General features: G+C 73.4%; 15 protein-coding genes. 4 read left to right on the forward strand and 11 right to left on the reverse strand.

The features are described 5' to 3' along the window. Nucleotides 1-37: 37 nt before the first annotated feature. Nucleotides 38-1,429 (reverse strand): dihydrolipoyl dehydrogenase, encoded by a 1,392-nt coding sequence (lpdA, locus tag ACGFIE_RS18860; protein ID WP_393296198.1) that lies wholly within the window; start codon nucleotides 1,427-1,429, stop codon nucleotides 38-40. A 177-nt stretch (nucleotides 1,430-1,606) separates the two neighbouring features. On the opposite strand from lpdA, the gene ACGFIE_RS18865 reads away from it, so the two are divergent. Further along, nucleotides 1,607-1,936 carry a hypothetical protein gene (locus ACGFIE_RS18865; protein ID WP_007463244.1) on the forward strand — a complete coding sequence of 110 codons (330 nt, stop codon included), beginning with the start codon at nucleotides 1,607-1,609 and terminating at the stop codon, nucleotides 1,934-1,936. A 47-nt stretch (nucleotides 1,937-1,983) separates the two neighbouring features. Here ACGFIE_RS18865 and ACGFIE_RS18870 read toward each other — a convergent pair whose 3' ends face one another. Further along, nucleotides 1,984-3,558, reverse strand: coding sequence for a leucyl aminopeptidase (locus ACGFIE_RS18870; RefSeq protein WP_363683169.1), 1,575 nt, complete (start codon nucleotides 3,556-3,558; stop codon nucleotides 1,984-1,986). A 162-nt stretch (nucleotides 3,559-3,720) separates the two neighbouring features. On the opposite strand from ACGFIE_RS18870, the gene gcvT reads away from it, so the two are divergent. After that, entirely contained in the window at nucleotides 3,721-4,917 is a 1,197-nt protein-coding gene (gcvT, locus tag ACGFIE_RS18875) for a glycine cleavage system aminomethyltransferase GcvT (protein WP_393296200.1), read from the forward strand. Nucleotides 4,918-5,096: 179 nt separating this feature from the next. On the opposite strand, the gene ACGFIE_RS18880 is transcribed toward gcvT, so the two are convergent. The 3 genes from ACGFIE_RS18880 to ACGFIE_RS18890 all read right to left on the reverse strand — a co-directional run bounded on the left by ACGFIE_RS18880 (nucleotide 5,097) and on the right by ACGFIE_RS18890 (nucleotide 9,207). Then, complete coding sequence (locus ACGFIE_RS18880; RefSeq protein WP_393296202.1) at nucleotides 5,097-6,392, reverse strand: DUF2314 domain-containing protein; 1,296 nt, start codon at nucleotides 6,390-6,392, stop codon at nucleotides 5,097-5,099. 66 nt (nucleotides 6,393-6,458) lie between these two features. Next, complete coding sequence (cobS, locus tag ACGFIE_RS18885; protein ID WP_393296204.1) at nucleotides 6,459-7,232, reverse strand: adenosylcobinamide-GDP ribazoletransferase; 774 nt, start codon at nucleotides 7,230-7,232, stop codon at nucleotides 6,459-6,461. Then, a complete protein-coding gene (locus ACGFIE_RS18890) occupies nucleotides 7,222-9,207 on the reverse strand; it encodes a bifunctional adenosylcobinamide kinase/adenosylcobinamide-phosphate guanylyltransferase (protein ID WP_393296206.1) in 1,986 nt (661 codons plus the stop codon). Before ACGFIE_RS18890 ends, cobS begins: the two co-directional genes overlap by 11 nt. A gap of 303 nt (nucleotides 9,208-9,510) precedes the next feature. Between ACGFIE_RS18890 and ACGFIE_RS18895 the strand changes: the two genes are divergently transcribed. Continuing rightward, nucleotides 9,511-9,711 (forward strand): hypothetical protein, encoded by a 201-nt coding sequence (locus tag ACGFIE_RS18895; RefSeq protein ID WP_030337978.1) that lies wholly within the window; start codon nucleotides 9,511-9,513, stop codon nucleotides 9,709-9,711. Next, complete coding sequence (locus ACGFIE_RS18900) at nucleotides 9,711-10,508, forward strand: site-2 protease family protein (RefSeq protein WP_363683159.1); 798 nt, start codon at nucleotides 9,711-9,713, stop codon at nucleotides 10,506-10,508. Before ACGFIE_RS18895 ends, ACGFIE_RS18900 begins: the two co-directional genes overlap by 1 nt. 48 nt (nucleotides 10,509-10,556) lie before the next feature. Here the strand turns inward: ACGFIE_RS18900 and ACGFIE_RS18905 are convergent, their stop codons facing one another. The 6 genes from ACGFIE_RS18905 to nadA form a co-directional block, all read right to left on the reverse strand. Beyond that, nucleotides 10,557-11,555 (reverse strand): aldo/keto reductase family protein, encoded by a 999-nt coding sequence (locus tag ACGFIE_RS18905; protein ID WP_007463224.1) that lies wholly within the window; start codon nucleotides 11,553-11,555, stop codon nucleotides 10,557-10,559. A gap of 44 nt (nucleotides 11,556-11,599) precedes the next feature. Beyond that, nucleotides 11,600-16,669: a WG repeat-containing protein gene (locus tag ACGFIE_RS18910; RefSeq protein ID WP_393296208.1), complete on the reverse strand. Its 5,070-nt coding sequence runs from the start codon at nucleotides 16,667-16,669 to the stop codon at nucleotides 11,600-11,602. 366 nt (nucleotides 16,670-17,035) lie between these two features. Further along, a complete protein-coding gene (locus tag ACGFIE_RS18915) occupies nucleotides 17,036-17,596 on the reverse strand; it encodes an XRE family transcriptional regulator (RefSeq protein WP_363683151.1) in 561 nt (186 codons plus the stop codon). A gap of 217 nt (nucleotides 17,597-17,813) precedes the next feature. After that, on the reverse strand, nucleotides 17,814-18,407 hold the full coding sequence (locus ACGFIE_RS18920) for a DUF3043 domain-containing protein (protein WP_007463218.1): 594 nt from the start codon (nucleotides 18,405-18,407) through the stop codon (nucleotides 17,814-17,816). Between the two features lie 114 nt (nucleotides 18,408-18,521). Then, nucleotides 18,522-19,877, reverse strand: coding sequence for a UDP-N-acetylglucosamine 1-carboxyvinyltransferase (gene murA, locus ACGFIE_RS18925; protein WP_007463216.1), 1,356 nt, complete (start codon nucleotides 19,875-19,877; stop codon nucleotides 18,522-18,524). A 212-nt stretch (nucleotides 19,878-20,089) separates the two neighbouring features. Then, nucleotides 20,090-21,289 (reverse strand): quinolinate synthase NadA, encoded by a 1,200-nt coding sequence (gene nadA, locus ACGFIE_RS18930; protein ID WP_363683149.1) that lies wholly within the window; start codon nucleotides 21,287-21,289, stop codon nucleotides 20,090-20,092. Nucleotides 21,290-21,338: the final 49 nt, after the last annotated feature.

The following is a 21,338-nucleotide window of genomic DNA, read 5'->3' on the forward strand; positions in this document are numbered from 1 at the left end:
GATCTTCGCCCGTCGCCGGACGCCGCGGTTTGGGTGATCAGGCGTGCGCGTGCAGCGGCTTGCCGGCGAGGGCCAGGTGCGCCTCGCCCAGGGCCTCGTTCTGGGTCGGGTGGGCGTGCACGAGCTGGGCGACCTCGGCCGGGTACGCCTCCCAGTTGTAGATGAGCTGCGCCTCGCCGATCAGCTCACCCACCCGGGCGCCGACCATGTGGACGCCGACGACGGGGCCGTCCTCGACCCGGACCAGCTTCACGAAGCCGGTGGTCTTGAGGATCTGGCTCTTGCCGTTGCCGCCGAGCGGGTAGTTGTACGCCTGGACCTTGTCGGCGCCGTACTGCTCCTTGGCCTTCGCCTCGGTGAGACCCACCGACGCCAGCTCCGGGTCACAGTAGGTGACGCGCGGGATGCCTACCTCGTCGATGACGGCCGGGGTCTGCCCGGCGATCTCCTCGGCGACGAAGATGCCCTGCTGGAAGCCCCGGTGCGCGAGCTGGAGGCCGGGCACGATGTCGCCGACGGCGTAGACGTTCGGCACGCTGGTGCGCAGCCGCTCGTCGGTCAGCACGTAGCCGCGGTCCATCTTCACGCCCTGCTCCTCGTACCCGAGGTTGGCGGTGTTCGGGCCGCGACCGACGGCGACAAGCAGCAGCTCCGCCTCGACGGTCTCGCCGCCGGAGATGGTCAGCTTGACGCCGTTCTCGGTCTTCTCGACCTTCTCGAACGGCTTGCCGACCTTGAAGTTGATCTTCCGCTTGCGGAAGGCCCGCTCCAGCGCCTTCGACGACTCCTCGTCCTCGGCGGCGACCAGTCGGGGCAGCGCCTCGACGATCGTCACGTCAACACCGAAGGACTTCCACACGCTGGCGAACTCGACGCCGATCACGCCGCCACCGAGCACGATCACCGACGACGGCACCCGGTCCATCGTGAGGGCGTGGTCGCTGGTGATGATCCGCTCGCCGTCGACCTCCAGGCCGGGCAGGCTCTTCGCGTACGAGCCGGAGGCCAGGACGATGTTGCGGCCGGTGTAGCGCTTGCCGTCCACCTCGACCACGTTCTTGCCGACCAGCTTGCCGTGGCCCTCGACGATGGTGATCGCCTTGTTGGTCTTCAGCATGCCCTGGAGGCCCTTGTACAGCCGGGCGATCACGCCGTCCTTGTACGAGTTGACCCCGGCCATGTCGATGCCGATCAGCTCGGCCTTCACACCGAACTGCTCCGACTCGCGGGCCTGGTCGGCGATCTCCGCCGCGTGCAGCAGGGCCTTGGTCGGGATGCAGCCGTTGTGCAGGCAGGTGCCCCCGAGCTTGCCCTTTTCGATCAGCGCGACGGACAGGCCCAGCTGGGCGGCGCGCAGCGCGGTCGCGTAGCCGCCGCTGCCACCTCCGAGGATGACGATGTCGAAGGTCGCTTCGTTCGGCTCGCTCACGTCCAACTCCCAGGTCGCGTCGCTGCATCGGGGGTCACGAGGTGTAACACGGACACACCCCACCTCGGTCATCTTGTCACCACCGGGCACAGGGTGCGTAGTGAGGTGCCCAACGACACGTCATCGACACGTACCCTTGGCACCGTTGTCGATGACGTGAGGCGGGGGAGACGTTCGGTGGGGTTGTTCCGGCGCCGGAAGCAGGCGCGTGTGCTGAGCCACGACCGCGCGGCCGATCGCGGCGATCTGGACCATCTCGAGAACTTCATCCGCAGTCGGCGCGGCGTCGAGGCGTTCATCGAGCCCCGGACGACTGTCACCGAGACCACTGTCATCCTGATCGCCGACGACGGCGAGTGGACCCGCCGCCGCATCGACGGCCCGGACGGCGCGCGGCGCTTCGCGTACCGGATGGGCATTCCGGTGTACGACGTCCGGCTGATGGGCTACCCGCAGCGGATGCGCGACTTCAACGAGCGCCGCAAGCGCCGACCCGAGCGGTACTGAGCAACGCCGAGGGGCCCCCGGGTGGGGGCCCCTCGGTCGTACGTCCGTCAGCCGTTGGCGGCGACGTCCTCGACGAGCTGCACCAGGGTGCGGACCGGCACGCCGGTGCCGCCCTTGGTCCAGTAGCCGGTCGGCTCACCCGAGTGGTAGCCCGGCCCGGCGATGTCGATGTGCGCCCACGCCACGTCGTCGGCCACGAACTCGCGCAGGAACACGCCGCCCTGCAGCATGTGCCCGGCGCGGTCCATTCCGGCGTTGATCTGCGAGATGTCCGCCACGTCGGAGTCCATGCCCTTGCGCACGTCGTCCGGCAGCGGCATCGGCCAGGCCGGCTCGCCGACCGCGTCGCCGACCGTACGGACCCGCTCGCACAGCTCGGGGGTGCCCATCACGCCCGCCACCCGCTTGCCCAGCGCGATCACCTGACCGCCGGTCAGGGTGGAGGTCTCGAACAGGTAGTCGGTGCCGTCCTCGCAGGCGCGGGCGATGGCGTCGGCCAGGACCATCCGGCCCTCGGCGTCGGTGTTGAGCACCTCCACCTTCTTGCCGCTGTACATGCTGATCACGTCGCCCGGTCGGTAGCTGGCGCCCGACGGCATGTTCTCGGCCATCGGCAGGTACCCGCTGACCGCCACCGCCGGCTTCAGCGCGGCGATCGCCAGCATGGCCGCGCCCACCGCGGCGGCGCCCGCCATGTCGGACTTCATCTCCCACATGCCTGCCGCCGGCTTGATCGAGATGCCACCGGTGTCGAAGGTGATCCCCTTGCCGACAAGCGCGACCCGCTTGCCGTTGCCGCCGTCCTGCGGGGTGTAGGTGAGCTTCACCAGCCGCGGCGGGGCCTCCGAGCCCTGCCCGACAGCGATGATGCCGCCGTACCCGCCCGCGGCCAGCGCCGCCTCGTCCAGCACCTCGACACCGAGGCCCGCGTCACGGGCGGCGGCGGCCACGGCGTCGGCGAACGACGGGGGCCGCAGCTCGTTCGGGGCGGTGTTCACCCAGTCCCGGCTGAGCCGGACCGCGCCGGCGACCGCCTGGGCGCGGGTGATCTCGGCCTGGGCGCCCGCGTCGGCGGCGTCCGGAACGGCGATCAGCACCTCGGCCACCGGCTCCCGCCGGGTCGGCTGCGGCCGGGTCTTGTAGCCGGCGAACCGGTACCCGCCGAGCAGCGCGCCCTCGGCTACGGCGCGCAGCGCGGCCGGCGCGTCCGCGTCGTCGGGCAGCGGCATGCTCAGCGCCACTCTCGGGGCGCCGGCCAGGGCCCGGACCGCCGCGCCGGCAGCGCGACGCAGCGTCTCCGGCGCCGGGGCGGCACCCGTCGGTTCCGGGCCGAGCCCGACCGCGACGACAAGCGGGGCGGTGACGGTGCCCAGCGTGGCCAGCTTGACGACCTCACCCGGCCCACCGGTCGCGCCGAGCAGCGCGAGCGTCTCGGTCAGCTTGCCGTCGAAGGCGACGGCGATGCTCTCCGCGCCGCTGGCGAGCAACAGGGCGCCGGCGAGGCCATTGGTGGCGGCCTGCTCTCCCGTCTGGCTGTGCACGCCGATCACGATCGCGTCGACGGCGAGCTCGGCCGGGTCGGTGTCGACCAGGCTCAGGGTGGTGGTGCGGGGTGATGTCACTGAAGCTACTCCGGGCGGGCCGGGCCGGTCGCGACGTCGCGTACCAGCGGTGAAGGTCTCCGGCGGAACCTACCCGCCGGACGTCAGGGCTGTCCCGTCGATCACGCCAACGGGGTCCCGCCGATGCTAACCAGCGGGGGTACCCCCGGTAAGTTGCCACCCATGACCGACGTGACCTCCGACGCCGCCGCGACCCGGCTGCGTCGTTCCCCGCTGCACGAGCGGCACACCGCCGCCGGCGCCAAGTTCGCCCCCTTCGGGGGCTGGGAGATGCCGCTGGAGTACGCCGGCGGCGGGGTGCTCAAGGAGCACACCGCGGTGCGTACGGCGGTGGGGGTCTTCGACGTGTCCCACCTCGGCAAGGCCAGGGTGACGGGCCCCGGCGCGGCCGAGTTCGTCAACTCCTGCCTCAGCAACGACCTGCGCCGCATCGGCCCCGGCCGAGCGCAGTACACGCTGTGCTGCGACGACGCCACCGGCGGCGTGGTGGACGACATCATCGCCTACCTGTACGCCGACGATCACGTCTTCCTCATCCCGAACGCCGCGAACACCGCCGAGGTGGTGCGCCGGCTGCGCGCCGCCGCCCCGGAACGGATCACCGTCACCGACGAGCACGAGGCGTACGCGGTGCTGGCCGTGCAGGGGCCCCGCTCGGGTGAACTGCTCGCCGCCCTCGGCCTGCCCACCGAGCACGGCTACATGAGCTTCGACGCCGCCAGCCTCGCCGCCGGCCCGGCCGCTGGTTCCGTCGCTGGTTCCGTCGCTGGTTCCGCTGCCGCCGCTGGTTCCGCCGCCGTGGAGCTGACCGTCTGCCGGACCGGCTACACCGGGGAGCTGGGTTACGAGCTGGTCGTGCCTGCCGAGCACGCGGTGGCCGTGTGGGACGCGCTCTTCACCGCCGGCGAGGCTTTCGACCTGCGCGCCTGCGGGCTGGCCGCCCGGGACACCCTGCGTACCGAGATGGGCTACCCGCTGCACGGGCAGGACCTCTCGCTGGACATCACGCCGGTGCAGGCCCGCTCGGGCTGGGCGGTCGGCTGGGACAAGCCGGCCTTCTGGGGCCGAGACGCGCTGCTCGCCGAGAAGGCCGCCGGCCCCCGCCGTACGCTGCGCGGTCTGGTGGCCGTCGACCGCGCCATCCCCCGCCCCGGCATGACCCTGCACGTGGGTGACAAGCAGGTCGGCACGGTGACCAGCGGCACCTTCTCCCCGACCCGCAAGCAGGGCATCGCCCTGGCCCTGCTGGACACCGACGCCCAACTGGCCGACGGCGACCAGGTCGAGATCGACATCCGAGGCCGCCGAGCCCCCCTGACCCTGACCAAGCCCCCCTTCGTAACCCCCTCAGTCCACTAACCCCACCCACCCAACCCACCCCCCGGCCCCCCACCCACCCACCCGACCTGCGGTGATCATGAAGTTATTGCCATGACACGCCGACGGCGGTGGCAATAACTTCATGATCGCCGTGGGCTGGGGCGGGGACCGCGCGGCCGGGGGGGTGGGGGGGTGGGGGGGTGGGGGGGGTGGGGTTTTTAGGGGGTTGGGGTTGGGGGTTCGCCGGAGTCCAGGACTGCCTGGGTCCAGCCGCCTTCGATGACGCCCGTGGCGTTCAGGACGGCCCAGTCGACGACATCGGTCGCCTCCACCACCACGGGGGCGCCGATTCGTACGCTGGGGTCGGTGTTGGCGTCGCTGGCGCTGACGCCGACGATCCGCTCCGGGGTCTCCCACGTGGTGACGCCCGCCCAGACGTACTCCGGGCCGTCGTCGCCCGGCAGGCCGTACTTGACCACCAACTGCGACTCCACCGGCAACTGGCCGGCGACGAAGCGCGCCCGCGCGTCGTCCAGGGCGGCGCGGGCGGTGGCTACCGCACGGCTCATCGCGTCACCGGAGCGGGCATAGCGCACGTCCGGCTGGATGCCGGAGAACAGGGTCGCGCAGGCGGCGGCGTAGTAACGCCCGTCCGGACCGGGATGCCCGGCCGGCGGGCGCAGGCTCAGGAACGAGTCGGCGTCCGGGTCGGTCGCCGGGTCCAGCTCCAGGCGCAGCAGCACCGGGGCCGTCGCGCCGTGCTGCTCCGGATTGCCGTACGCCACCGCGATGTCGTGCCCGGTCACCGTGGCCAGCACCGGCAGTTGCACGAACGCCGGCACCTCCTCGCCGGTGAGCCCGTCGGTCCAGTCCCGCAGCAGCCGTCGCGCCGCCCCGGTCATCACCGCACCCCAGGCGCGGGTCAGATGGTCGGGCACCCCCTGGGTCTGCAACTCCAGCAGACCGAAGCGCCGCAGCCCCTTCGTGGTGAACCACAGCCCCTCGGTGTCCGAGGAGTACGGCACCAGCACCCAGTCGACAAGCCGGATCCGGCCCTGCTCGTCGGGGAGCGAGCGCAGCGCGGTCGCCGGGTCGAGGAACTGCAGGCCGAAGACGTCCACCACGTCGCCGTCGACGGACTCGGCCACCGCAGCCGCCACCGCCCGGGCCGCCCACTCGTGCGCCGGCGGCCAGCCGGGCCGGTACTCCGCCTGCACCACCACCAGGTGTGTCGCCGCGGCCAGCCGGGCCAACTGCGCCTCGGTGGCGCCGAACGCGGTGAGCAGATCCGGTGGCAGCGCGGGAAACTCGCTGATCGACCGGGTGTCCACGCTCATCAGCGGGCTGTCCAGCATCTGCCGGGCGAGCCCGTGCACCGGCTCGGCCAGCCGGCCGGTAAGCGCCGCCACCGCCGTCTTCGCACTGACCTTCGGCAGCCCCGCCATCGGCACCAGGTAGGTCGCGCTGAGCGACTCCGGCACCGGTACGGGCAGGAAGTCGTCCGTGATGAGCATGTGGGTTCCCCCGGTGGCCGCGCCGGTGCTGTCGAGCCGAACGCTACCCGGCCCGCCGCGCCGGCTTCAGGCGGACAGCACCACACCCAGGTAGACAAGCGTGGTGACCACCTCGACTGTCGCGCCGAGCACGTCGCCGGTGATCCCGCCGAGGCGGCGTACCACGTGGGTCAGCAGCGCCACCGCGACGGCGAGCGCGGCGGCGACGGCGAGCGGCCCCTGCCAGGGGCGGCCCGGCACCGCGGGCACCGCCAGCAGCGCGACGGCGACCGCGCCGACGGTCACGGCCACCGGGCCGACCGTGCCTGCCACCATGGCTCCCAGCCCGTCCGGCCGGGCCGCGGGCACGCCCCGCCGGCACGCGACCGTCACGCCCAGACGGCCGGCGGCGGTGGCCGCGATCACCGCCGCGAGGCAGGCGGGCCAGGACCGGCCTGCCAGCTCGGCGAGCGCCGCCGCCTGCACCAGGACGACAACCACAAGGGCGACGACGCCGAACGGCCCGACGTCCGGCTTCTTCATGATCTCCAGGGCGGCGGCGCCCCGGCGGTACGACCCGAGCGCGTCCACCGTGTCGGCCAGCCCGTCGAGGTGCAGCCCCCGGGTCAGCAGGGCGGCGGCGCCCACCGTCACGCCGGCGGCGACCAGTGGGGGAGCGAGCGTGCCGGTCAGCAGCAGGACGCCGCCCAGCAGCGCGCCCAGCAGCGCGCCGACGGCCGGGGCGAGCGCCATCGCGGTACCCGCCACCGGGCGGTCGATCCGGCCGGCGCGTACCGGCAACGTGCTGAAGGTGGTGACCGCCAGCCGGGCGCCCGCGACGAACCGCGACTCAGCCGGCACGCCAGCCCGACGCCGGCTGCTCGTCCGTCTCCGTGCGGGTGGGACCCGGTCCGGCAGGCTCCGGCTCGGCGAACTCCGGGTCGGTGTAGTCGGGCCCGGTGTAGGCCGGCTGGGCGTAGTCGGGTTCGCTGTCGTCGGGCTCCGCGTACTCCGGGTCGGTCTGCGGCTCGTCGGCCCGGTCGGCGCCGCCGGCCAGCGACGGGTGGACCGGCAGCGCGGCGGCCAGCGCCAGCACCGAGCGCAGCAGCGGCAGCGCGACAAGCGCGTTGGCGCCCTCGCCGAGGTCCAGCCGCAGGTCGAGCAGGGGCGTGAGGCCGAGCACGTCGGCGGCCAGCCGCACCGCGGGGTGCCCGCCGTGGTCGGCCAGCAGGCACCAGTGCCGGGCCTGCCCGGCGAGGTCACGGCTGACCATTCCGGCGGCCAGCCCGACCGGCCCGTCCAGCAGGACAGGCACCCGACGGGCCGTCGCGCCCAGCAGCACGCCGGTCGCCACCGCCACATCGCCGCCGCCCAATTCGGCCAGCACGTCCTTGGCGGCTCGCGGCGAGCGGCGGGTGCGGTGCAGGGCGTCGCGCACCGCCGCGCAGCGGACCATCCAGGCCGCGTCGTCGATCTCGCCGGAATCGGTGATCACCCGGCCCAGCACCGCCGGTGGTTCCGCGCCGGCCGTGGCCGCCAGCACCGCCGCCGCTGCCGCCTCGGTGCCGGCGCCGCACGCCCCCAGGACCAGCAGTTGTACGCCCGCGTCGGCCGCCTGCTCGGCCAGCCGCCAGCCGTAGCGCAGCGCCGACTCGACCTGCTCGCCGGCGAGCGCCGGCTGGGTCTCCATCGGCGCGGAGACGGGGGTGTCCACCACCTGCAGGCTCGCGCCGCTCTCGGCGGCCAACCGGGCCAGCGCGCCCCGCCCGGAGCGTGCCTGGGCGGCCCGACGCGCCGACTCGCCCGCGACGGTGCCGGCCGACGCGCCACCGGCGTGGTCGCCGTTGAGCAGCAGCACCCGCACCGAACCCCAGGCGACAGGCGTCGAGGTGCCCTGCGTGGCGGCGGCGAAGCCGACCACCCGGTCCAGGACACCCAGCCCGGCACCCGGTACGTCCAACGTGGCCAGCCGATCCACCGCCTGCGGCCCGGCGTAGTCGTCGGGCATCGGCAGCTCCATACCGGGCTGGATGACCAGCCCGGTGGCCACCATCGGCAGCGCCATTGTCGGTGCGGCCCAGGGGTTGCCGGGCTCCTGGTTCGGAGCGACAGGCGGGGTGTGGGTCAGCACGTCGGGGAGCTGCACCTCGGGCGTGGGCTCGCCGTCGAGCAGGCTCGTGCCGGCCCGGTGCGTGCCGGTCCGGTTCGCGTCCTGGGCGGTGGCCTGGCTCGTGCTCGGCGGCACAGACCGCGCCGACGCGCTCACGGTCGGGGCGGCGGCGAGGGCGGCGGTCGGCTTCAGCCAGGCCGGCTGACCGGCGACCACAAGCACCACGGCGTCGCAGGCGTCGGCGACCGCGCGGTTGGCCGCGCCGAGCGCGTCGGTGAACGCCCGACCCAACGGGGTGGTCGGCACCAGCGACAGCCCCACCTCGGGGCTCACCACCACGACCCGCGCCGAGCAGGTGCGGATCGCCTCGGCCAGCTCGGCGATCGTCGCCACGTCGTCGGCGGGCTGGTACTCCGGGTCGAGCAGCACCGTCACCCAGCCGCCCAGGTCGTCCACGAGGAGTGTCTCGTTGGGCTCGGCGGACTCGAGCACGTCCGCCAGCCGGCGCGGCTCCCCGGCGGTCTCCTCGGTGGTCCAGCTGCCCGGTCGTCGGGCGCGGTGCGTCGCCAGCCGGGTCGCCCACTCGGTGTCCTCCGGGTCGCCCTCGGGTGCCGTGGCGACGTAACGGACCACCGGCGCGTCGGCGACCAGGGACTCGGCGAACTCGGACTTGCCGGACCGGATACCGCCGAGCACCAGGACCGTGTTCCACCCGTCAACGGACATGTCCGTACCTTAGTTCGCATCCTTCGGGGTTGGGCACGTCGCCCCAGCCCCGACGGAGATCGGGAGTCCGATCCGCGTCCCTTGCGGTCAAGCGTCCGCTTCCCCGCGATCGCTGGCAATCGTGGACAGTCTCCGTCGGCGAGGAACTGTGCTGTCCCGAGCAGGCTCGGAAGCCCGGCGTGACGTGGGTTGATCAACCCGTGGGTTGCCGCGGGGGGCGAGCGAGCGGCCGTTGCGCGCCGGGCCGACTACGCTGGCGGGGGTTCGTCCCACGGGGACTTCAGCGGCGAGGGGAGACGCGGCATGGCGTGGAGCTGGCGGTACGAGGGCACGGACGGTCAGACGGTCGAGGGCCCGGCGGAGTCGTTCGGCAGCCAGGCCGACGCCGAATCCTGGATCGGTCAGACCTGGCGTGAGCTCGCGGCGTCCGGCGTCACCTCGGTCGCACTCGTCGAGGACGACCGGGTGGAGTACCGGATGAGCCTGCTGCCCACGGCCGAGTGATGGCGTACGACCGGCCGGGCGCCGACGGGCTGGTGCTCGGCGTGCCCAAGGCGGCGTTCCGGCCCAGCCCGGTCTTCCTCGGCCTGGTCGCGCTCTTCGCGGTCAGCGGGGTGCTGGCCTGGAACGGCTACGGCAGCGTCCGCTTCGACGTGTTCCTGTTCGTGGTTTCCGGCTGGCTGGTGTCGCTCTGCCTGCACGAGTACGCCCACGCGGTGGTCGCCTACCGCGCCGGCGACCGGGACATCGCCCACCGCGGTTACCTGACGCTCAACCCGTTCAAGTACACCCACCCGCTGCTGTCGATCGTGTTGCCGGTGGTGGTGGTGCTGCTCGGCGGTATCGGCCTGCCCGGCGGCGCGGTGTGGGTGGACCGGCACGCCATTCCGGGGCGGCTGCGGCACACCCTGGTCAGCCTCGCCGGCCCGGCGACGAACGTGCTGTTCACGTTGCTGCTCGTGGCGGCGGTGCGACTCGGCACGTCCTCGGGCGGCCCGGTGGAGTTCTGGGCCGGGGTGGCGCTGCTGGCGTTCCTCCAGCTCACCGCCAGCGTGCTCAATCTGCTGCCGGTGCCCGGCCTGGACGGCGGAAACATGATCCAGCCGTGGCTCAACCCGCAGTGGCGCAGGATGTACGACCTGTTCGCCCCGTACGGCTTTCTTCTGCTCTTCGCGCTGCTGTGGAACCCGCGCATCGGTGGCTGGTTCTTCGACGCGGTCTTCGCCGTCGGCGACCTGCTCGGCCTGCCGTCGTGGCTGTACGCCGCCGGTCTGGACCTGATCCGCTTCTGGCAGAGCTGAGTTGTCCGGTCCGGCCGGCGCGGGTGCGCCGACCGGACCGGAGCCGCGTCAGGGACGCTCGGCGGGGGACTCGGTCTTCGCCGGGTCCCGCTCGGTGACCGGCTCGACGATCTCGTCGATGGCCTTGAGCAGCTCGGCGTCGAGCTTGACCCCGGCCGCCTTCACGTTGTCGTGCACCTGCTCGGGGCGGGACGCGCCGATGATCGCCGACGACACGTTCGGGTTCTGCAGGACCCACGCCACGGCCAGTTGGGCCATGCTGAGCCCGGCCTGCTCGGCGAGGGGCTTGAGCTGCTGCACCCGCGTCAGCACGTCGTCGTTCATGAACCGGGAGATGAAGTTCGCGCCGGACTTCTCGTCGGTGGCGCGGGAACCGGCCGGCGGCGGCTGCCCCGGCAGGTACTTGCCGGAGAGCACGCCCTGGGCCATCGGCGACCAGACGATCTGGCCGATGCCCAGCTCCTCGCTGGCCGGCACGACCTCGGTCTCGATGACCCGCCACAGCATCGAATACTGAGGCTGGTTGGAGACCAGCGGGACGTGCAGCTCACGGGCGAGCGGGTGGGCGGCCCGCAGCTGCTCGGCGGTCCACTCGGAGACGCCGATGTAGTGCGCCTTGCCGGAGTGCACGACGTCGGCGAACGCCTCCATCGTCTCCTCCAGCGGCGTGCTGTAGTCGTACCGGTGGGCCTGGTAGAGGTCCACGTAGTCGGTGCGCAGCCGGCGCAGGGAGCCGTTGATCGACTCCATGATGTGCTTGCGGGACAGGCCGCGGTCGTTGCGACCCGGCCCGGTGGGCCAGTAGACCTTGGTGAAGATCTCCAGGCCCTCGCGACGCTCGTTCTGCAGCGCCCGGCCGAGCACGTCCTCGGCCCGGGTGCCGGCGTACACGTCGGCGGTGTCGAAGGTGGTGATCCCCGCGTCGAGGGCGGCCCGGACGCAGGCGTTCGCGGCGTCCTCCTCGACCTGTGAACCGTGGGTGATCCAGTTGCCGTACGAGATCTCGCTGACCATCAGGCCGGAACGGCCCAGGTGTCGGAATTCCATGCCTCGACCCTAACTCCGGTGGATCACGATCGCCGAGCGGCGACTCAGAGCACCGGGTTGGCGTCGGTCAACAGCCGGTCGATCTCCTCCAGCACCGCCGCGCGATCGGGGTGCACCGGGTCGATAAGCGGCTCACCACGCCGGTCCAGCGCACCCCACCGACCGCCGCCGCTGCCGACGAGGAACGCCACCGGGTGGATGACCACCATCGGGTACGACGGCGGCACCAGCACCGCGCCGGTCCGGTCCACCACGCCGCGTCGTCCGGCCACGTCGACGACCACGAGACCCTCGTCGGTGAAGCCGTCGACAGGCCCTCCCTCGGTCAGCTCGGTGACGAAGCCGTGGTAGCGGGTCGGCACCACGATCCGCCCGGTCCGGTCGACCGCCCCCCACCCCTCGCGCTTCACCGCGGCCAGCCCTCGGCGGAACGGCCGTACGTCGGCGAAGTTGGGCGGCACCTGCACTGCGCCCGTCGGGTCGATCGCCGTCCACCCGCCGTCGGTGACCACCCAGGCCAGGCCGTCGCTGAACGGGCGGACCGCCCGGTACGAGGGCGGGATCACAGTCGTACCCAGCAGGTTGATCAACGACCACCGGTCGGTGTCCGGCCGCCGGACCCAGGCCAGCCCGTCGTGAAACGGCTGCGCCTCGGCGTAGCGGGCGGGAATGACCAGCTCGCCGGCATGGTCGGTGTAACCCCACAGCGGTCCGTCCCGGTCCGGCTGCGGGGGCCGGTCACGGTCGAGCACCTCGTCCCGACCCCGGGGGTACGGCCCGAAGCCCTCCGCCGAAGCCCGCGCGGTCACCGCGTCGAGCGCCACCCGGACCCGGTCCAGCAGTTCGGCGTCGCCGGCCCCGCGCAGGTCGAGCGCCCGCTCGAAGTGGTGACAGGCCTCCATCAGCCGGCCCTGGTCATAGCAGCACCGCCCGGCGTGCTCGTGCAGGGCGGCCCGCAGTCGATCGGGCAGCTCGATCGAGTTGGCCTCGGCGAAGAGCTGGTCGGCCTCGGCGTAGTCGCCCCGCCAGCGCAGGACGTGGGCCAGCCGGGCCTGAGCCAGCGCGGTCCGGCGCAGCTCACCGGTGGCCTCCGCGTAGGTGAGGGCGAGCCGTCCGTCGGCCAACGCGTCGTCGAGCTCGCCGAGGATCCGCGAGGCGACCGCGCGCAGGCTGAGCAGCCGCGCCCGAGCCCGGTTGTCGACCGCCGAGCCCAGCTTCTCGGTCAGCCGCCGCCGGATGGCCCGCATGGCGTCCGGCTCCGTCAACTCCTCGCGCAGGGTCACCGGGTCCAGCCGCCAGCGGTACGCGGCCAGCACCTGCTCCGGGTCGCCCTGATCGGCCAGCGAGGGACGAGGCGTCTGGGGTGTCGTGGCGGGCGGCGCCGACACCGGCGCGTCCTGGTCGGACGATCCACTGCGCGGCGCGGGAATGCCAGCGAACGGTACGGCGGAGACGGGCGCCGCAGGCGTGGCGGGCGGCCCGGAGACGGGTGTCTGTGCGGCGGGTGGCGCGGAGATGGGCGTCGCGGAGGCGGGTGTCTGTGCGGCGGGTGGTGCGGAGACGGGCGTCGCGGGGGCGGGTGTCTGTGCGGCGGGTGGTGCGGAGACGGGCGTCGCCGCGGCCGGTGGCGCGGGGGCTGGCGGTGCGGAGACGGGCGTCGTCGCGGTGGGGCGTTCCGCTGCGGGCTCTGGCGGCGTGCCCGTCGCCTCGGTCGCCGGGCCGGAACCGGCCAGGCCGGCATCCGTGTCCGGCCCGGCGGTCGGCGGGTACTCGCTACTCGACGCGGGCGGCACCGACATCGGTCGGTCCGACGGCTCGGCGTCGGGGAGGCCGTCCGGCGACGCGTCGGCGGATGTGTCGGCGGTCGGCGCGCTGGTCGGGCCGCTGACCTCGTGGACGTCGTCGGGGGCGAGTCCGCTGTGGTGCCCCGGCGTCTCGGCGTGCGGCTCGTCCCCAAGCGGACGGTGGATCTCGGCCGATGCCGGCTCGACGGTTGGCGCGTCGTCGTCCGCGGCATCGTCGACCAGATCGTCCAACCAGACGCGTGGAGCATCGGAGACCTGGTGTGCCGGCGGTCCGGCGACCGGCTCCGATTCGTCGGTCGGGGTCATCTCGGCGGCGGCCTCGGCGGCGAGGCCGTCGTCGATGGGGCGACGCTCACCGTTGGCCACCTCCACGGGCGTGGTGGAGGCCGGTGGTGCCGAGACGGGCCAGGCCGAGTCGGGCTGCGCGGCGACGGGCGGCGCCGAGACTGGCGGTGCCGAGACTGGCGGTGCCGAAACCGGTGGTGTGAAGGCCGGTGGTGCCGAGACGGGCCAGGCCGAGTCGGGCTGCGCGGCGACGGGCGGTGCCGAGACTGGTGGTGCCGAGGCCGGTGGTGCGAAGGCCGGTGGTGCCGAGACGGGCCACGCCGAGTGGGGCGATGCCGAGACCGGCGGCGCGGAGACAGGCGGTGCCGACACTGGTCGTGTCGAGTCGGGCGGGGCGGGTGGTGTCGCGGTCGGGTCGACCGGCGGTGCGGACGCCGGCCGGGTCGGTGGCGGGGAGGCCGGTTCGGCGGGTGGTCCGGAGACCTGTGTCCCAGCGGTTTCGACGGCCGGGTCGGGTCGCCGGTCGGTTGGGGGGTCACCGACCGGCTGGCGGGACGCCATCGATCGGTCGTGCTCGTCCTCGGTGTGTGGCGGCGAGCCGGCCGAGCCGTCGCCGGGCGTCCCGTTCTCGGTCGTCTCGGTGACGGTGGTGGTTGCGGTGCCTTCGGTCGGCCGCTGGTCGGCCGGCGTGTCGTCCTGGTCGGACTCGGCCGGCTGGGCGGCGGGACTGAACCAGGCTTCCGGCCCTCGCGCCGACGCCTCCGTTGGCTCCGGAGCGCTGGGCACGGGCGCCTCCTCGGGCGCCGGGGGCACGTAGCGACGCGGCACACCCGGGGCGATCGGAAGCGCCGGCTCGGGTTCCGGCGCGGGTGCCGAGGACGTCGGCGTCCCGGGGGCGGCGGGCTGTTCCGGCCGCTGCCAGGCCGGCGGCGGCGCGACCGGCGGGCGATCGTCGGGAGTCGGTGCGGGGCGCGGCCCAGGCGTGGGATGCGTGGGCCGGCCCTGCGGGACAGAAGTGCCCGAGGCCGCCGGATGCCGCTGCTCGGCCGCCGGTTCGTCGTCCCGCCACCGATCGGGCGAGCGGTTGCCGGCATCCGGCCCGGGGTAGCGCGGTGGCGCGGACCGGGCGTCGACAGTCGAAGCCGGTTCGGTGGGTGTGCGGTGCTCGGGCCGCTGCGGCGGCTCGGACCGCTCGTCCGACGCCGGGGGATCCACCGGGGCGGGCAGGAACTCCAGCCGCAGCCGGGCGGCCGGTGGACCGGAGACGGGGACCTCCGCAGGTGAGACCGGTGCGGCCGACCCCTGCCGCTCGTACTCCGGGCGCGCGGACGATGTGGACGGTTGCCACCCCTGGTCCGACGGGGCGGGGGAGACCGGAGCGGCGGACACCGGCCGGTCTCGCCCGGGTGCGGCGGGCGACACCTGTCGCTCCGGCGACATCGGTCGAACCGGAGCCGCCCGGCCGGTGCCCGGCGCGGCCGGGGAGACGGGGGTGGGCGGGATCGGAGCCGCCCGGCCGGCGCCCGACGCGGCCGGGGAGACGGGAGTGGCCCGGTCCGAGGTGGGCGATGTCGTCGCGGCGGGCCGCGCGGACCGCTCGTCGTATCGGGGCTGCTCCGCCGGTGGCCGTTCGGGTCGGGCGGCCGGCCGCGACGGCACGCCCGGCTCGGAGCGGTGCGGCTCGGGTCGGTAGCCCGGCTCGCGGGTGCGGTCCGGGTGTACCGGTCCGGGCGCCGGCCAGGGTAGGCCGCCAGCCGACCGGGGTTCAGGCTGTGCCCGGGGCTCGCGGTAGGGCTCCTCGCGGTGGGGCTCCGGCCGCGTGGACTCGCGCGGGCGACGGTCCGGGTACGCCTCGGTGCGGGCTGCCGCCTCGCGGGGTTGGTGTCGGTGCGGCTCGTCATCGGGGCGGCGGCGCTCGTCGTCGCGGCGGGGCTGCTCCGGTGCCTCCGGTTCGGGGCGTCGCCGCCGTCCGCCCTCGGACGTCGACGGCGGGCCGAAAGCCTCGTCCGGCCGGCGCTGCCGGTCGGTGGGCGTACCGGGGCCAGCCTCCACGCGGGACCGACCGTCGGCAACACCCCGCTCCGAGCGGCGGGCGTCATCAGGCAGCCGTTCCGAGCGGCGGGCGTCGTCGGCTAGGCGGTCGGTGTGGCCGTCCGGCCGGTAGCGGGAGCGACTGTCCACGGGCGCCCACGGGCCGGCCCCCTCGGCAGCCCAGCCGTCGGTCGGGCGGCCGTCGTGGCCCCTGACCGGTCGTGCACCGTACCCGTCGTCGGGGTGCCGCTCGTGACTCGCGGCCGGCCGCTCCGACGTGCCGCGTCGGCGCGGCGTCTCGTCCGGCTCGGGCACCCAGCCGGAGTCACTGCGTGGTGCGGGAGAGACGGGTGGCGCGGCCGGGTACGCCCGGTCCCGGTCGGCCGGCTCCTGTCGGGACGTACGGCCGTCGTACCGCTCGGAAGTGGGCTGCTCGCGGTGCCAGGCGGCCTCCCTTGCCGGTCCCCGGTCGTCGCCGGGGCGCCGGTCGGACCAGGCGGTCCGCCGGTCCGACTCGGGGGAGCGGCGCTCCTCCCGTCGGGGCGGCTCGGGGAGCGGGCGGCGGTACGGCTCATGGTCGTAGTGCGGGGTTTCGGGCCGCCCGTGGTGTGCCATGTCGATCGGACGCTCGTCGCCGTGGGGCCAGCCGTAGGCCGACGTCTCGGCGGGTCCGCCGTCCGCCCCCCAACGGCCGTGGGGAGCCAGCTCGTCGTCCGCTCCCCAACGGCCGTTGGGGGCCGGGTCTTCCGGAGGCTCGTCGGCCCAGGAGCGCCCGAGGTAGGTGCCGTCCGGGCGGGTGGGCGCGAGTGGCGGCACCTCGGTACGACCGACCACGCTCGCTCGTCCGCGCGGCGGCGGTGGGGGCTGGTGGGTGACCCCGATGTCGCCGGGGTAGCGCTGGCCGGGGAACTGGGGGTGCCACTCGGTGGTCGGCTCGACCACCCAGGACGGCTCGTTCGGGTCCCGCCACCGGTCGGTGTAGCGGCCGTTCATCCGTCGAGCCCGTCGCCACACCCGGCCGCGTGGCCGCTCCCCGTCGACGGTGCGGTGTCCGCGGTCGTACCGCGCTGACCGGTGGGCGTCCGGTCGCCGCCTGCCACGCCCCGGTGGCCGGCTCGCGTCCGCTCGCTCACGGCGTTGTCACCTCGTTGCACATTGTCGCGCTGGGGCCTCGCGTGCCGGTCGGGTCGCCCGTTCCGGCAGGGCGTGGCTGCGGATGGAGGGTAACGGCGCGGGCTCGTTCACCGCCACTGTGGCACCGCCCATGGGCGCAAACGTTATCCGATGGTTCCGGACATTTAGGTTGATAACCCAATCTGACCTTCGACGATACCCCACCCGGCGGACCGGAGACTCGGGTCAGGGGTGCTCCATGACGAGGACGGCGAAGGTGCCGGGGACCAGCGCCTCGTACCGGTGCGGCATGTCACCGGGGAACGTCGCGTAGTCACCCGGACCGAGATCCACGGTGCCCCCCTCGGGGCCGAGGCGCAGCCGTCCGGCGGCCACCACCACGTGCTCGATGCTGCGGGGGGTGTGCCCGTCCGCCTCCCGGACCGCGCCCGGTTCCAACTCGATCAGGTACACGTCCCGGCGCAGGTGCGCCGTGCCGGCGCTGAGAAGCGTCCCGGTGAAGTCGGCCTGCTCGGAACGAACCCGGGGCCCCTCCCCGGCACGGATCACCCGGATGTCGACGTCGGCCGGCTCCACGAGCCGGCTGAACGGTACGCCCAGCGCCACGCCGAGCGCCCAGAGCGTCTCGACGCTCGGGTTGCCCGTCCCCGATTCCAGGTGGGAGAGCGTCGACTCGGACACCCCCGCCCGACGAGCCAGCTCGGTCAGCGAGACACCGACGCGCTCCCGTTCGCGGCGCAGGGCGGCGGCGATGTTGGCCAACGGGGCAGCCGGTTCTCCAGGCATGCGTGTTCGCTCCATTGGATCAACGTTCGCGGTGACGAACAACGGGCGACCTGTTCACCGTGATGAACTACGCGCACGGTACAACGATCAGCCGCTGCCCGGATGCTTCCCGCTGTGCTTTGCCCCCAACGCGGGCCCCACGACGAACCCCGACACGGCCGCAGCCTTCGCCGGGCAGCCTCCGCCAGGGCGGTCCCGGCTCGCCGAGAAGCCGGAATCAGACCTTGTCGCCGAGCTTGACCTGCGGGGCCGGAGCGCGCATCCGCCGGAAGGTGATCGACCGCATCACGGCGTAGAGGTACAGCGAGCCCATCCGCTGGTCGGTCTTCGGGAAGCGCTCCCGGACCAGCTTGCCGATCTTGCGGCAGATGAGCAGCGAGTCGACGACCACACCCAGGGCCAGCGCGCCCCAGAGCACGTTGGAGATCAGCCGGACCACCGGCGGCATCGCCGCGTTCGAGCCGATCAGCACGATCAACGCGCCGCCGAAGAACCAGGTGCCGACGGTACGACGGGAGTCGACCACGTTGCGCGCCAGCAGCCGCTCCGGGCCCCGGTCGCGGGGGCCACCCTCGCGGCGGAAATCGGCAGCGGCCTCGGTACGCAGTTGGCGGCGCCGCTCCCGCTCCTCCTCCTTGGTGAGGGGGCGGGTGGGCCCGGCCGGGCGACGGCCGACTGTGGGTCGCTTCGGCGTCTCCCGACCCTTGGCCGGGGTGTAACCCCGGGGACGGTCAGCGGTCTCCTCGGGGGTCACCGAGGAGACGGCCTCGTCGACGAGGTCGGTGGACTTGCGGCGAAAGAGCGACGGCACGCGGCAAGGGTAGCCAACGGTCCGCACACGCTGCACATCGCGGTACAGCGGCCGACGGCTCCCGACCGCAGCGCGCGATCTGGAGCCGTCGGAGCCGAACGATGGTGAGACAGGTTACGGGCGCTCGGCGTGCGCGCCGAGGTCGGCGAGCTTCGCCTCGAAGTCCTCGTAGCCCCGGTTGATCAGGTCGACGCCGTACACCCGGGAGGTGCCCTCGGCCGCGAGCGCCGCGATCAGGTGGCTGAAGCCGGCCCGCAGGTCGGGGATGACCAGGTCGGCGGCATGCAGCTTGCTCGGCCCGGCGATCACCGCCGAGTGCTTGAAGTTGCGCCGGCCGAAGCGGCACGGGGTGCCGCCGAGGCAGTCCCGGTAGACCTGGATGTTGGCGCCCATCGAGTTCAGCGCCTCGGTGTAGCCCAGCCGCTGCTCGTAGACCGTCTCGTGCACGATCGACAGGCCGCGGGCCTGGGTCAGCGCCACGACCAGCGGCTGCTGCCAGTCGGTCATGAACCCGGGGTGGACGTCCGTCTCCAGCGCCACCGCGTTCAGCTCGCCACCGGGGTGCCAGAAGCGGATGCCGCCCTCCTGGCCCGGGTCGCCCAGCTTCGGCGGCCGGGTGTCGGTGACCTCGTACTCGCCGCCGACGGACCGGAAGATGTTCAGGAAGGTCATCATGTCGGCCTGCTGCGCGCCGAGCACCTCGACGTGGCCACGGGTGGCCAGCGCGGCCGCGGCCCAGCTGGCGGCCTCGATCCGGTCCGGGATCGGCCGGTGAGTGTAACCGTGCAGCTTCGGCACACCCTGGATCTCGATCACCCGGTCGGTGTGGACCTTGATGATCGCGCCCATCTTCTGCAGGATGCAGATCAGGTCGATGATCTCCGGCTCCACCGCGGCGTTGCGCAGCTCGGTGACGCCCTCGGCCATCACCGCGGTCAGCAGCACCTGCTCGGTGGCGCCGACGCTCGGGTACGGCAGGGCGAACTTGGTGCCGTGCAGCCCGTTCGGCGCGGACAGGTGCAGGCCCTCGGGCCGCTTGTCGACGGTGGCGCCGAACTCCCGCAGCGCCTGCAGGTGGAAGTCGATCGGGCGCGGGCCGATGTGGCAGCCGCCCAGATCCGGGATGAACGCGTGCCCGAGCCGGTGCAGCAGCGGCCCGCAGAACAGGATCGGGATCCGGCTCGAACCGGCGTGCACATTGATCTGGTCGGTGCTGGCGCTCTCCACGTTCGCCGGGTCGAAGACGAGCTCGCCGTCCTCGGCGCCGTCGGTCACCTTGACGCCGTGCAGACCGAGCAGACCCCGGACCACCTCGACGTCGCGGATCTTCGGCACGTCGAACAGCCGGCTCGGGCTGTCGCCCAGCAGTGCGGCGACCATCGCCTTCGAAACCAGGTTCTTCGCGCCGCGCACGCGGATCCGCCCTTCGAGCGGAGTCCCTCCGTGCACGACCAGGACGTCGTCGGTCAACGCAACCTCCAGCGCTTCGGTGCTGCTGTGTTGATGGTGGGGAGCGTGAACTCTGTCGCTACCCCGGATGCGGCCATATCGAAACGGCCCGCTTGCGTCCTCGCCCCGGCAGCATAGCCCTCGGTGACGAAGAAGGACTCGGTCACACGGGCGTGTGTGGCATTAATCGGTGATCCGGCACTTTTGTGTGCCAGGAGCGTCACGGATCGTGATCAGGCGGCCGTGGGGGGTGGAGTGTCCGCGCCGGGCAGGGCGAGCATCTGGTCCAGCGCCACCCGCGCGTGGTGCGCGGTGTCGGCGTCCACCGTGATCTGGTTGACGACCCGGCCCGCGACCAGCTCCTCCAGGGCCCAGACCAGGTGCGGCAGGTCGATCCGGTTCATGGTCGAGCAGTAGCAGACGGCCTTGTCGAGGAACATGATCTGCTTGTCCGGGTGGGCCAGCGCGAGCCGGCGGACCAGGTTCAGCTCGGTGCCCAGCGCCCACGCCGAACCGGCCGGAGCGGCCTCGACGGCCTTGATGATGTATTCGGTGGAGCCCACGTAGTCGGCAGCGGTGACCACCTCGTGCCGGCACTCCGGGTGGACCAGCACGTTGACCCCGGGCACCCGCTCGCGCACGTCGTTGACGCTGTCGAGGGTGAACCGGCCGTGCACCGAGCAGTGCCCCCGCCACAGGATCATCTTGGCGTCGCGCAACTGCTCCGGCGTGAGCCCGCCACCGGGCTTGTGCGGGTCGTAGAGGACGCAGTCGTCCAGCGACAGGCCCATCTCCAGCACCGCCGTGTTACGGCCCAGGTGCTGGTCCGGCAGGAAGAGCACCTTGGAGCCCTGCTCGAACGCCCAGTCCAGGGCGCGCTTGGCGTTGGACGAGGTGCAGACCACGCCGCCGTTGCGACCGACGAAGCCCTTGATGTCGGCCGAGGAGTTCATGTACGTCACCGGCACGGTCTCGCCGGCGATGCCCAGCTCGGTGAGCGTGTCCCAGGCGGCCTCGACCTGACCCAGGACGGCCATGTCCGCCATCGAGCAGCCGGCCGCCAGGTCGGGGAGGATCACCCGCTGGGCGTCCGTGGTGAGGATGTCGGCGCTCTCGGCCATGAAGTGCACGCCGCAGAAGACGATGTACTCGGCGTCCGGGCGGGCCGCGGCCTCCCGGGCCAGCTTGAACGAGTCGCCCGTCACGTCCGCGAACTGGATCACCTCGTCGCGCTGGTAGTGGTGCCCCAGCACGAAGACCTTGCTGCCCAGCTTCGCCTTCGCGGCCGTGGCCCGGGCCACCAGATCCGGATCGCTGGGCGCCGGCAGGTCGCCCGGACACTCGACGCCGCGCTCGGTGTCGGGGTCGCTGCCCCGGCCGAGCAGCAGCAGAGCCGTCGCCGTGTTGGAGGGTTCCACCCAGGTCGAAGTCACGTAGCCCATGGTCCCACAGCGCGAGCGCGCCGCAGCTCCGCTCGGTGTG

It is taken from the genome of Micromonospora sp. NPDC049275 (assembly GCF_043197115.1).
Lineage (GTDB): Bacteria > Actinomycetota > Actinomycetes > Mycobacteriales > Micromonosporaceae > Micromonospora.